Source organism: Corynebacterium tuberculostearicum (assembly GCF_032821615.1).
Classification (GTDB): Bacteria; Actinomycetota; Actinomycetes; order Mycobacteriales; family Mycobacteriaceae; genus Corynebacterium; species Corynebacterium tuberculostearicum_H.
Genome location: NZ_JAVBIF010000002.1, coordinates 116,560 through 129,092 on the forward strand (window position 1 = coordinate 116,560; position 12,533 = coordinate 129,092).

Here is a 12,533-nt window from a genome sequence, read left to right on the forward strand (position 1 = left end):
GAAAGCGTGCATACCTTATTGTTCGCATCATCGAAAGGGATGAAGTCGAAGTGGCAGAAGCAGCCGGGCCGGGAAAGACCTTGGTGATCGTCGAGTCGGCGACGAAGGCGAAGAAGATTCAGCCTTACCTCGGAGATAACTACATCGTGGAGGCCTCCGTGGGCCATATCCGCGATCTTCCCCGTGGCGCTGCGGACGTGCCGGCTAAGTATAAGAAGGAATCCTGGGCGCGCCTCGGCGTGAACCCGGAGGATGACTTCGCTCCGCTGTATGTGGTGAGCCCCGATAAAAAGAAGAAGGTCGCGGACCTCAAGTCCAAGCTGAAGCAGTGTGACCAGCTCTACCTCGCAACAGACCCTGACCGCGAGGGCGAGGCCATCGCCTGGCACCTGCTCGAGGTGCTCAAGCCCAAGGTTCCGGTGCGCCGCATGGTCTTTAACGAGATCACCAAGTCCGCGATCCTGGAGGCCGCGGATAATACCCGCGATCTGGATTACAACCTTATCGACGCCCAGGAAACTCGCCGCATCCTCGACCGCCTCTACGGCTACGAGGTTTCCCCGGTGCTGTGGAAGAAGGTCATGCCGCGGCTTTCTGCCGGCCGCGTGCAGTCGGTGGCCACCCGCGTCATCGTCGAGCGCGAGCGCGAGCGCATGGCGTTCATCCCGGCCGACTACTGGGATCTGGCCGCCACGCTAGATACCGGCGCTGCGGACGCGGACAACCCCGCTACTTTCGACGCCCGCCTCACGGCCGTCAATAGCAAGCGCGTGGCCTTGGGCCGCGACTTTGATGACCGCGGAAACGTCAAGAGCAAAGACGTCATCGTCATCACCGAGCCACAGGCTAAGGCGCTAGAAACCGCGCTGCGCGGTGCGGATATGCAGGTCGCTGGGGTCGAACACAAGCCCTATACGCGCAAACCCTATGCGCCGTTTATGACCTCTACGCTGCAGCAGGAGGCCGGCCGCCGCCTGCACTTTACCTCTGAGCGCACCATGCGCATTGCGCAGCGACTGTACGAAAACGGCCACATTACTTATATGCGTACGGACTCCACCTCGCTCTCCAAGCAGGGCCTGTCTGCTGCGCGCAATTCCGCTACCAGCATCTATGGCGCAGAGTACGTCTCTGATTCCCCGCGCGTATATGACCGCAAGGTGAAAAACTCCCAGGAGGCCCACGAGGCCATCCGCCCGGCCGGCGAGTCCTTCGCCACCCCGGGCCAGCTCTCCGGCCAGTTGGATGCGGAGGAGTTTAAGCTCTATGACCTGATTTGGAAGCGCACCGTCGCCTCCCAGATGGCCGATGCCAAGGGAACCTCCATGAAGGTCACCGTGGCCGGCACCGCCGCCACGGATAAGGGCAGCTATGACGTGGAATTTTCCGCCACCGGCCGCACCATTACCTTCCCCGGCTTCCTGAAGGCCTACGGCGCGGACGACGCCAAGGGTGACAAGAAGGGCGAGACCCGCCTGCCACACTTGGAGGAGGGCCGCGGCCTGACCGCCAAGGAGGTCTCCGCCGAGGGCCACTCCACCAACCCGCCGGCGCGCTATACCGAGGCCAGCCTGGTCAAGAAGATGGAGGACCTGGGCATCGGCCGCCCGTCCACCTACGCGTCCATCATCAAGACCATCCAGGACCGCGGCTATGTGGTCTCGCGCGGCAATGCGCTGGTGCCATCCTGGGTTGCCTTCGCCGTCGTGGGCCTATTGGAGGAAAACTTCACCGAGCTGGTGGACTATGACTTCACCTCTTCCATGGAAGACGAGCTAGACCAGATTGCCACCGGTATCGAGGACGGCACTGCTTGGCTTAATGGCTTCTATTTTGGCAACGCCGAGGCCAACGAACAAAAAGCGGCTTCCATTGCCCGTCACGGCGGCTTGAAGTCGCTTATCGACGTCAACCTGGAAGCCATCGACGCCCGCAAGGTCAACTCCCTGCGCCTTTACACCGACACCGAGGGCCGCGACGTTTTCGTCCGCGTCGGCCGCTACGGCCCGTATATCGAGCGCGCCGTTGGCACCAACGACGACGGCAGCATCGAGTATCAGCGTGCTAACCTGTCCGAAACCGTCACCCCGGATGGCCTGAACGAGGAGCTGGCGGAAAAGCTTTTCGCCACCCCGCAGGGCGGCCGCGAGCTGGGCGAGAACCCAGAAAACGGCCGCATGATCGTGGCCAAGGAAGGCCGCTTCGGCCCCTATGTCACCGAGGTTGTCCGCGAGGATGAGCGGGAGAAGGCCGAGGGTGAGGCCGAGGAGGTCGTCGCTAAGGAGCGCGCCGAGGAAGACAAGCAACGCGCCGCGGAAGGCAAGCGTGCCAAGAACTGGGAAACCAAGACGGCCGCGAAGCAGAAGGAAAAGCGCGTCAAGGAGTACATCGAGAACAAGCTCAAGCCGGGTACGGCCTCGCTGTTTAGCTCCATGGAACCCTCCACCGTGACTTTGGAGGAGGCCCTCAAGCTGCTTTCCCTGCCGCGCGAGGTGGGCGAGGACGACGGCGTGATGATCACCGCGCAGAACGGCCGCTATGGCCCGTATCTGAAGAAGGGGACCGATTCGCGCTCGCTGGCTAAGGAAGAGCAGATCTTCACCGTTACCTTGGACGAGGCCCGCCGCATCTACGCCGAGCCGAAGCGTCGCGGCCGCGCAGCGGCCCAGCCGCCGATTAAGCAGCTGGGCGATAACGACGTCTCCGGCAAGCCCATGACCGTCAAGGACGGCCGCTTCGGCCCCTATGTCACCGACGGCACCACGAATGCCTCCCTGCGCCGCGGCGATGACCCGGAGCAGCTTACCGACGCCCGCGCGAACGAACTCCTTTCCGAGCGCCGCGCCAAGGAAGCTTCCGGCGAGACCAAGAAGAAGTCCACCAAGAAGTCCTCTAAGAAGACGACGAAGAAGAAGGCAACCAAGAAGGCCACCAAAAAGTCCACGAAGAAGGCCGGCAAGAAGGCGACTAAGAAGCCTTCGCCCGGTACGAAGAACGTGGTAAAGGCCGGCTCGCGCAAGAAGTAACCGCGTAAGGTGGCGGGCATGAAGGATTTTCTTGCCCGCACCCAAGAAGGCGCCGCGGCCCTGTGGCGCGCCGTCACCGATATCAGCGCGCGGCCGCAGGTTTTGGCCTCGGTTCGCGAAGAGCCCGCCGTAGGCGCCGGAGTTGTAGCCGGAGCCATTGGCCAGGTGGAAAAGGCCCGCCGGCTCACCCGTCCTTCGGCGCTTGGCGTGGCGGCCGTAACAGCGAACCACGCCGCCTATGCGTGGAGCCTCTATCGCCGCGGCGCGCGCAATGATGCCCTGGGCTGGGGCCTGCGCGCGGCCGCATGGGGCGCGGGCGTTGCCGCCACTCGCACACAGCCGACGGCCGCTGCGGTCGCGGTGGGCGGCGCGGCCGTGCTCACGACCTCGGCTTTGGCGGGAGATCCAGCGCTGCGCACCGAGGCCGGCAAAGGCATGAGCCACGGCGCCAACCTGCTCGTTGCGGCCGAGGGGCTGACGGCCCTGCGCGCGGCGCTCGCGCAGCAACATAGCGGTAAGCGGAAGCAGGGGGCGCGCCTAGTGGGCGCGGCCGAGGCGGGCGCCCTAGTTGTTGGCCACCTGCTGCTCATTGATGGCCTGTGCCGCACGCGGTAGCTGCGGCTGCATCGTCGGACCATAGGACAGCCGGCGGTGCACCGCCTCGAACGGCCCACGGAGGTCGAAGGCTTCCAGCACGCAGGCCCCGATAAGCGTGACCAGCCACACCGCGAATGCCAGCGCGGCCTGGCCGAAGGCGCCCAGATCGTGGCCGAAGTTCAGCGTGAATGGGTGCACGAGGAAGAAAAAGAGAATGGACTGCCCTACGTAGCCGCTCATGGAGCGCTTGCCCAGCGCCGCAAAGGGCCACAGCACTGCGGGCAGCGGCGCGCCGGCTGAAAGCCGCTCCTGCACCGGCTGCAGCAGCAGCGCGAGCCCGGCCAGGATGCCAGGCCCGGTAAAGACGCCGATGAAAGCGTTGGCATTATTGGCCGCATTGGCCCAGCGCTGCCCGATGACCCCCAGCGTGCTCAAAGACCACAAGCTACCGATTACGACGGTAATGGCCACCGCAATGGCGACCCAGCGCAGGAGGGTGGGGCGGTGAGAGGGGACGTCGGCAAGCACGCTCTGGCGCGCCCACACAAAGCCCACCAGCATGACGGGCAGGTACATCAGCACAATGATCGGCGTGGCAACAGCCTGGCTGCCAAGGGTAATAAGCTGGCTGAGCAGCAAATCGGGGTAGGACTCAATGGTGCCAATGCCCTCTGTGGACACTACGCCGCTGGGATCCACAGCGCCGGAAATGAAGGCCACCACCCCGCCCAGCGCGCACAGCGCGAATAGGATATAGGCAACGCGCAGGAGGGTAGAATCCCGTTTGCGCAGCAGGAAGGCGATGATAATTCCCGCCACGCCATAGAAGAACATAATGTCGCCCCAAAACAGCAGCACCAAGTGCACTGCGCCCATGAGCGCCAAGAAGGCATAGCGCTTGGCGATGACCCAGCGCGCCGCCCGCACCGGAAACCCGCGCCGCCACAGACTCATCGCAATGAGCCCCACGCCAAAGCCGAGCAGGGTAGAAAACATGGGCAGGCCGCGGTTGTGGACAAAGAAGGCACCGAAGACGACGGCCGCCTTATCCCACGCGCTGCCATCAATGATGCCGCCGAAATAGCTGCCCGGCCGGTCGGTGGTGATGATCCATGCCGTGGTCATATTGGCCATGGCGATGCCTAGAAGGGCCATGCCGCGCGCCACATCGGGCACGATCATGCGGGGCCGGGAAGCTGAGCTCACTTAAAAACCTCGTTATACCTCGGAACGTTCTGCCAGGGTAGCGCGGATAGGGCGAGCCAGCTGGGTCATGCGGTGACGACCGCGCAGCTCAATGGATTTCATCATAGTCCAGCGGGCCTGCTCGGCCTCGTTAGCGGTCTTGAGCGTGGCGGCGTTGGTAAGAACCTGGCCCGGGGTGTCCTTGGCCAGCTCGGTCAGGCGCGCAGCCTCGTTCACGGCGTCACCAATGACGGTGTATTCGAAGCGATCCGCGCCGCCGATATGCCCGGCGACGACGTGCCCCGCCGCCACGCCGATGCCCGCTTGCAGCTCCAGCCCGCGCAACTCGCCGCGCAGCTCGCGGGCGGCCTGCAGCGCCATGGAGGCGGAATCATAAACATTGAGCGGCGCGCCAAAGACAGCCAGCGCGGCATCGCCTTGGAACTTGTTAATGATGCCTTTATTGCGGTGCACCACCTCGACGACGTGCTCGAAGAACTTATTGAGCTCCTCCACTACTTCCTCGGGGGAGTGGTTGACGGCGAAGGTAGTAGAACCGATGACGTCAATGAAGAGCACAGCGACCTTGCGGTCCTCGCCGCCCAACTCGGGGCGCTCCTCTAGGGCGCGCTGCGCCACCTCGGCGCCGACGTAGCGGCCGAAGATATCGCGCACGCGCTGGCGCTCGCGCAGACCGCGCATCATCTCGTTGAAGCCGGCCTGCAGTACGCCCAGCTCGGAACCGTCATAGATATCGACCTCTGCATCGTTCTCGCCACGGCGCACCCGGTTAATGGCGTCCTGCAGCTCCACGATCGGGTCCACCACGCTCATCACCGCGAAGCTAGTACCGATAAACCCGGTGGCCAGAGCGGTAAGTGCCAGGGCCGTGATGGCGGGAACCAGGTCTCCTGCGGTGCCGGAGAAGAGCCCGGTGCGCTGGGCGATGAGCACGAGCAAGATGCCCACTAGTGGTACGCCGGAGGTCATCAGCCAGGTTGAAATGAGGCGGTACTTGATGGGCGGCTCCAGGGTGGCATCCTCGAAGCGGCGCGCCACGGCTTGGGCGGCCACCGGGCGCACCAGGCGCTCTGCCTGCAGGTAGGTCAAGATAACCACCACGAGGCCGGCCAGGGTGGCGGATACGCCCACGACGAGCCCGAGGCTGGCGGATTCCCGGCCGGAAATCACCACGGCCAGGATGATGCCGATGAGCCACACCGCGGCCGCCACCACGGATTGGTAGACGGGGATGCGCAGCACTAGGTTGCGCACCATATTCGGATCGTGCTCGTCCGGGTTCCGCTGCCAGTCCAGCACCGGGCGGAAAAGCAGCAGGGTGACGGCGATGCCGATGACCACGGCAAAGATGAGGTACACCGCGGCGACGCCCATCAGGCTGGGCAGCTCGGCGGCAAAGTCCTTAATTTCCGGCATCGGTAAGAAATAGAGGACGAAGGTCATGATCGCGATGGCACCGATGAGGTTCGCACCAAGGACTAAGGCGGCGTAGACCGGCCATTGGGTACCCATGAGCCATCGTGCGCCGCGCAGTAGTCTGTTCATGCTTTCATACTTTAGTAAGACCAGTAGGCTAGGGCGAGTGAATACCGGAAGCGTTGCGCAAAGATTGGCAGATACCCCAGGTGTGGCCCGCACTATCCTGGGCGCCGCCCGGGCAGCTCGGGGGATGCCGGGGGCAGACCCGCGGGCGATGAGCCATTCCTGGCTATTTACCGGCCCGCCGGGCTCCGGCCGTTCCTTGGCCGCCATCGATTTTGCGGCCGCACTCATGTGCACGGATCCGCAGGAACCGGGCTGCGGCCGGTGCGAGGCCTGCCGCGCGGTGCTGGAGACCAAACAGCACACCGATCTAGTCCTCGTGGATCCACAGGAGGTCATCATTCCCGTGGATACGGTGCGCGAGGTCATCGGCCGCGCGGCGAGCCTGCCCACGGTGGCGCCCTGGCGCGTGGTGATCTTCAATAACGCTGACCGCCTGAACAATAACGGTGCGAATGCCCTGCTCAAGACGGTGGAGGAGCCGCCGGCGCGCACCGTGATTATCATGTGCGCGCCTTCCGACGCCCCCGAGGACTTCTCCCAGACCCTCCGCTCGCGCTGCCGCCACCTCTACATTCCCTCCCCGTCGGTGGAGAGCATTACCTCCCAGTTGGTCAGCGAGGGCGCCTCGGATCACGACGCCCACTTGGCCGCCCTCACCTCCCTCCGCCACGTCGGCCGGGCGCGGCGCCTGGTCAACGATCCGGCGGTGCAAAAACGCCGCGCGGTGGCCATCAACTTGGCAGAGGACGTCTTCCACGGCTCCCAAGGCTTCCAGGCGGTGACCTCGCTGCTGAAGCTGGTGGACTCGGAGGCGAAGGAGTCGCATAAGGACCAGGAAGAGGCCGAGCTGGCGAAGCTGGAACAGACCCTCGGCGTCGGCGCGAAGGGCAAGGGCGCGGCCAAGGCGCAGCGCGACGCCCGCTCCGCCATCAAGGATCTGCAGGACCAGCACAAAAAGCGGGCGAAGCGCCGCGTGATCGACAACCTGGACCTGGTGCTTGTTGATCTCTCTGGCGTCTACCGCGATGCGCTCATGCAGAAGGTGGGCGCGCAGGTGGATCTCACCCACCCGGATTTCGCTGGACTTTCTGGTGAGATCGCGCAGCGCGTGAGCGAAGAAGGCCTGCTGGAGTGCCAAGCGGCCATTACGTTGTGCCGCGAGCAGCTCACCCAAAACGTCGGCACGCAGATTGCCTTCGATGGGTTGGTGGGCCGCCTGCGCCGCGCGTGCCTGTAGGTGGGGCCCGATTTCTATTCCGCGGCGCCCCTAGGTTAAACTTTCTCTTGCTGCACTGGCGCATGCCGAGCAGCGCGCCGCCTTAGCTCAGTCGGTAGAGCATTTCACTCGTAATGAAAAGGTCGCGAGTTCGATTCTCGCAGGCGGCTCCACATCAAATCCCCCGTGACTAGTGCAAATGGTTACGGGGGATTATTTTTGCTTGCGTCGGTAATACACCTGCCGGCGCACATGAGCGACGATATCGGGTTAAGGGTCAAAATGTGTGTCTGGCTCGGCGTGTCGCGGGGGTTAGATTTGGCCTTTTTGAATGCCGATTGAGTGGGTGTAGTCGGTGTCGATAGCGTTGTCGTAGAGGGCTGGGCGTCCTGTTTCGTGGTCGGCTTGGTTCTCGGTTTGGGTCAGGGTGGATACTTTGGCGAGTTGGCCCTGGCCCCAGTCGGACTGCCTGGCGATTCGTACTGGATCGTCAGGCAGTTCCGTTTTTAAGTAGAGCCACCAATCCAGCATGCGGCGTTGTCGTTCGCCTGATCTGCCGCGGTGGGTTCTGGCGAGCAGTTTGAGCTGGGCGTTGATGCCGCCTTCTAAGCTGTTGGTGGTGGATTTGATCCGCTCGGGCGCAAGGACTCCTGCTGGCGGGTTGAGGTAGACAAACAGCATCTCGGACCGCCAAAGATGGTTGAGGCTGTTGTAGGCCTTGCGCACGTTGTGGTGGGTCCACACGCGGGTCCATGCACCTGTTTTGGGGTCTTTGATCATGGTTTTCTCGTTCATCCATTCCCGGTAGATCGTTGAAAACTCGTGCAGTTGCACACCCCACGCGGCGGCTTCATCCAGTGTGGTGATCCGGGTCAGTTTCAGCGCAAGTCGGTAGATGGTGCGCCCGGCATCGGTGCGTGGGTTGGTGGTGGTGTAGCGGCGGACCACGCGTTGGGCGTGGACGAGGCAGCGTTGAATTTTCGTAGTCGGCCAGCACTTTTTGATTGCGCTGTATGCGCCTTGGCCGCCGTCGATGACGGCGATGAGTGGGGCTTCGATGCGTTCAAGCAGCAGTTGGTAGTCGCGGGTGGTTTCGTGTTTGCACCAGTGCCAGGCGATCACGTGGTCGATGGTCGCCGCGACGATCAGGCAGCCACCGGCGGTGTAGGTGCCATCGAGAAATACCTGGTCGTAGATCCGCTTGTGGTGGCCGGCGGTGGGGTCAGGCACATCAACGAGCCAGCACCACTTGAAGCGCCGCTTCATGGTGGCGCGGCTAACACCGTTTCGTTTGGCTAGGTCGTCGAGTGATATTGCGGTGGTGCAATGCTCGATGAACTGGGTGAACACTGCCGCGTTGGTGATGTCGTTTCGACGTTTGACGCTGGAGGCGCCGCATTGTTTGCAGCGCCATCTGGTGGTGCCTTTGCTGGTGGTGCCGTTGCGTTTCATTTCACCGCCGCAGTGGCAGCGTGGTTGGTTCTTCGACATTGCGACACCACACCACGCCGCGCATAGCACATCACGGCTGCCACACCGAGGATTTCCCGTCGGGGGCTAGATATATGCTTCCGGAGCATATACTTTCCGGAAACCTACAGGTCAATCCGTGAAAATCCGCGATTCCGGACACACTTTTTGACCCTTAACCCACGATATCGCCTTCCTCATCCATGATGTCCACGTCGAACCAATGCAGGTACTTCTCGCCGTTGGCCGTCTTTTCTTCGATGAGTGCGTAGGTCTCCTCGGGGATACGCATATCGGCGGTGACCGTGCCGCGGCCAGGCTTGAGGTACTTAATCTCACCAGCGGCATCCCAGATGCGGTACTCCTTGCCCAAGCGGTGCATGGAAGCGAGCATGAAGAACGGATCCGTCATGGCGGAGAGCGTGCCGCCGAAGGCAACGCCCATGGCGTTCTTGGTCAGCAGGTTTGGTGTGTGGCTAACAACGACGCGGGTGCCATCATCAGCAAATTCCTTTATCTTTATGCCAGCGCCCAAGAAAGGCGGCCAGAATCCCATGAAGCGATTGAGCTGGCGTGCAGTGAAGTGGGCCATGAGAATAGCTCCAGTTGATTGGTGGGGCAGGAAGCGATCTTTCTGATGAATTGCGACATCACTTTGGTAAACCTCTAGTCTAACCTGTTTCCTTCAGGCGGAGACAGGTAGTGCACTGGGTACAGGAAAAAGTAGTGCTAGCGCTAGTGTCTTTCGCGCTGGTGGGGAAACACAATGTAGGGCATGAAGAAGCTTGTGGTGGGCATGATTGCCGTGGTGGCCGTGATTGTGGTGGCGTTTGTCGGGTTTGTGGGGTTCATGCAGTGGGTAGACGCAGATAGCGTGACCGGTGATGACGGCGTGGCTGCCGGATACAGCGCTGAGGCAGGTGGCCCGCTGGAAGCATCGTTTGCGGGCGAGGGGCCACACGAGGTTGGCGTCCGGCGTGACGGCGACGTGACCATCGCGGCACCGACTGGCGCGGGACCGTTTCCGGCGGTGGTCATGGCCAATGGCACGAACACGCCGTTGAGCAGCTACCTGCCCGTGGCGGAGCACCTAGCCAGTTGGGGCTTCGTGGTCGTCGGTGATGAGACTCCCCACACCGGAACAGCGGAGAATGTCGTGCACTTAGTTGAGCGATTGCCGGAACTGGATCCCCGAGTGGATCGATCACGGGTCGGCATTTTCGGGCACTCCCAGGGCGGTGCGGGCGCTATCAACGCTGCGGCCCACGTGGAGGTAGCAGCTGTGTATGCGGTGAGCCCGGCGTCCCACAATGTGGCGCGGTCCAATGGATGGGACTACAACACCGCCGACGTAGAGGAACCGCTTTTCCTGATGACGAGTGATGGCCGTTCAGACCGCTGGTTTGTCAGCCCGTGGTCAGACCTAGAGGAGAGCTTTGAATCAGCTGGTGGTCCGGCGGTCATTGCTCGCCGCCTTGGTGCGGACCACAAGGACGTTTTAGAGTTCGGGGACGGTTATGCCACCGCGTGGTTCCGCTTCATCCTCGCTGATGATCCTGACGCCCAAGACGTGTTCCGAGGCACGGGGACGGCGGGTGCTGGCGAGTTGGTGAGCAACGCGCGCTGGGACCGCGTGGGCTACAGCGGCTGGTAGCGCTCAATACGCCACGCAGTTACAGCCAGCCGCGCTCGTTGGCGATGGTATAGGCCTCGAAGCGATTTTCCGCTCCAGTCTTTGTCATGGCGGAAGAGATGTAATTGCGGGTTGTGCCCGGGGCGAGATGGGCCGCTTCCGCGATGGCCTCGATGGAGCGGCCACGCCCGGCCAAGGCTAGGACCTCTGCTTCGCGCTCGGTGAGCGGTGAGTCCCCGGCGGCGATGGTTGCGGCCGCCAAGTCGTGGTCTACGTGGCGCTTTCCGGCGTGCGCTGCGCGGATGGCGGCGGCGAAGTCTTCTGCCGAGGCGGTCTTTGGCAGAATTCCCAGGACCCCGGCTGCGAGGGCGCGTTTGACCATAGCGGGGCGTGCGTGGCTGGTGACGACAACGACGCGGGCGGCGATGCGCTCTGCCACAGCAATGCCGTCGAATTCATCATCGTTGTTGCGTGTGTGGCTGAGTTGGAGGTCGGTCACGACGACGTCGGGAAGCGCGGCGGTATTATTCCACCACGCCAGAAAGTCCACTGCGGAGTAGGCGACGTGGACGACATCAATGTCCTCTTCGAGGCCAATCAGTGTGGCAAGAGAGTTGGCAACGAGAGCTTCATCATCCAGCAAAGCAACCGTGATCATGCATCCACCTTAAGTGAGACCGTGAAGGTCTTTGAGGTCTGTTCCACAACGAGGTATCCGCCGTGTGCGGCTGCGCGGCGGCGCAGGCCTTCCAAGCCCGTGCCCGGCTGGGAGGAGGATTGTGGTTGGTTGTTGGACACAGTAACCCCCGTGGGGCCCAATGCGATGCTGACCCGTGTGGCCTGGGAGTGACGCAGAACGTTTGTGGCGGCCTCGCGGAGGAACCACGCGGCGGTATCACGCAGCCCAGGCGGGATGTCCTCGCCGGAGCCTAGGACAGTGACTTCCGCGCCTGCGGCAGTAAGGACAGTCTGTGCGCTGGTCAGCTCGGCACCCAGGTCCGGTGTGCGGTAGGTGTTGACCACGTGGCGCATATCGGAGGCAGCGGTCTGGGTGAGCTGATACAGCTGCGCGAGTTCCTCATGCACGCGGGGATCGTCGCGCGCGGCGAGCGCTTGGGCGAGCTGTGTCTTGATGGCCAGCGCCGCGAGATGCTGGCCCATGGTGTCGTGCAGGTCCTGGGAGAGCCGAAGCCGTTCCTCGGCTGCAGACAACTGTGATTCCAGGCGGCGCGAACGCTCGGTTTCAATCATGGTGCGCGAAAACCACATGGTGAAGAATACCGCTCCGGAAAACAGCACCCCGTATGTAAGCACGTACCCAGCGGTGCCTAAGGAGAGAAGCGCTGAGGCTGCCCCGGCGGTGACAACGAGGGAGACTATCGTGAGCACGAAGCCGTGAGGGAGGAAAGGTAAGTAGGCGGTGAGCAGGGTGGAATAGAGTATTCCGGTGGCCAGCAGTGCGACTGTCTCCCAGGACCGCGGTCCGATGCTGAGCGCGAGGGCACATGCAGCCAGCGCGCCACCGTGACCGATAAGCCCCCATCGCATCCACCACGAACCGCGGGGATGCGGCGTGAGGCGAAGCTGTCGGTTCGTGTGCAGTGCACCGGAACCGGCGGCACAGGAGACCACAGTGACAGCTGCTGCCATCCACAGCGCGTTGACTCCGATCCCTGCCCGGGACAGAAACAGCGAGATGAGTGCGAGCGCCGCGAGCCAGGGCAGGCCGATGAGTGACCATCTGTTGACTGCCAGGAACTTGGAGGAAGGTTCCATTTTCCGCCAGCCAAAGCCGGCCGTGCGGATATTAGTGGGTTTCGCAGGTGCCATAGTGGTGTCT

General features: G+C 62.9%; 10 protein-coding genes and 1 tRNA gene. 5 read left to right on the top strand and 6 right to left on the bottom strand.

Going from position 1 to position 12,533, the window contains the following annotated elements; all coding sequences use genetic code 11:
• Positions 1-50 precede the first annotated feature (50 nt).
• A complete protein-coding gene (gene topA, locus RAE09_RS03415) occupies positions 51-3,026 on the top strand; it encodes a type I DNA topoisomerase (protein WP_316980946.1) in 2,976 nt (991 codons plus the stop codon).
• A gap of 18 nt (positions 3,027-3,044) precedes the next feature.
• The gene (locus RAE09_RS03420) at positions 3,045-3,641 is read left to right on the top strand and encodes a hypothetical protein (RefSeq protein ID WP_316980947.1); all 597 of its coding nucleotides are present in this window, start codon (positions 3,045-3,047) and stop codon (positions 3,639-3,641) included.
• Here RAE09_RS03420 and RAE09_RS03425 read toward each other — a convergent pair.
• Complete coding sequence (locus tag RAE09_RS03425; protein ID WP_394371987.1) at positions 3,591-4,805, bottom strand: DUF418 domain-containing protein; 1,215 nt, start codon at positions 4,803-4,805, stop codon at positions 3,591-3,593. The genes RAE09_RS03420 and RAE09_RS03425 overlap by 51 nt on opposite strands.
• A gap of 36 nt (positions 4,806-4,841) precedes the next feature.
• Positions 4,842-6,374 (bottom strand): adenylate/guanylate cyclase domain-containing protein, encoded by a 1,533-nt coding sequence (locus tag RAE09_RS03430; RefSeq protein WP_316980948.1) that lies wholly within the window; start codon positions 6,372-6,374, stop codon positions 4,842-4,844.
• Here RAE09_RS03430 and RAE09_RS03435 point away from each other — a divergent pair.
• Together RAE09_RS03435 and RAE09_RS03440 are read left to right on the top strand one after the other, a co-directional pair.
• The gene (locus tag RAE09_RS03435; protein ID WP_316980949.1) at positions 6,373-7,611 is read left to right on the top strand and encodes a DNA polymerase III subunit delta'; all 1,239 of its coding nucleotides are present in this window, start codon (positions 6,373-6,375) and stop codon (positions 7,609-7,611) included. The genes RAE09_RS03430 and RAE09_RS03435 overlap by 2 nt on opposite strands.
• A gap of 76 nt (positions 7,612-7,687) precedes the next feature.
• Positions 7,688-7,763: transfer RNA gene (locus RAE09_RS03440), tRNA-Thr, on the top strand.
• A 139-nt stretch (positions 7,764-7,902) separates the two neighbouring features.
• Here the strand turns inward: RAE09_RS03440 and RAE09_RS03445 are convergent.
• On the bottom strand, positions 7,903-9,081 hold the full coding sequence (locus tag RAE09_RS03445; protein WP_005323424.1) for an IS256-like element IS1249 family transposase: 1,179 nt from the start codon (positions 9,079-9,081) through the stop codon (positions 7,903-7,905).
• 154 nt (positions 9,082-9,235) lie between these two features.
• Positions 9,236-9,652, bottom strand: coding sequence for a DUF4442 domain-containing protein (locus RAE09_RS03450; protein ID WP_316980950.1), 417 nt, complete (start codon positions 9,650-9,652; stop codon positions 9,236-9,238).
• Between the two features lie 183 nt (positions 9,653-9,835).
• Here RAE09_RS03450 and RAE09_RS03455 point away from each other — a divergent pair, with 183 nt between their 5' ends.
• Positions 9,836-10,714 carry an alpha/beta hydrolase gene (locus RAE09_RS03455; RefSeq protein ID WP_302259023.1) on the top strand — a complete coding sequence of 293 codons (879 nt, stop codon included), beginning with the start codon at positions 9,836-9,838 and terminating at the stop codon, positions 10,712-10,714.
• A gap of 19 nt (positions 10,715-10,733) precedes the next feature.
• On the opposite strand, the gene RAE09_RS03460 is transcribed toward RAE09_RS03455, so the two are convergent.
• Together RAE09_RS03460 and RAE09_RS03465 are read right to left on the bottom strand one after the other, a co-directional pair.
• Positions 10,734-11,351: a response regulator transcription factor gene (locus tag RAE09_RS03460; protein ID WP_316980951.1), complete on the bottom strand. Its 618-nt coding sequence runs from the start codon at positions 11,349-11,351 to the stop codon at positions 10,734-10,736.
• Positions 11,348-12,523: a sensor histidine kinase gene (locus tag RAE09_RS03465; protein ID WP_316980952.1), complete on the bottom strand. Its 1,176-nt coding sequence runs from the start codon at positions 12,521-12,523 to the stop codon at positions 11,348-11,350. Before RAE09_RS03465 ends, RAE09_RS03460 begins: the two co-directional genes overlap by 4 nt.
• Between the last annotated feature and the right edge of the window lie 10 nt (positions 12,524-12,533).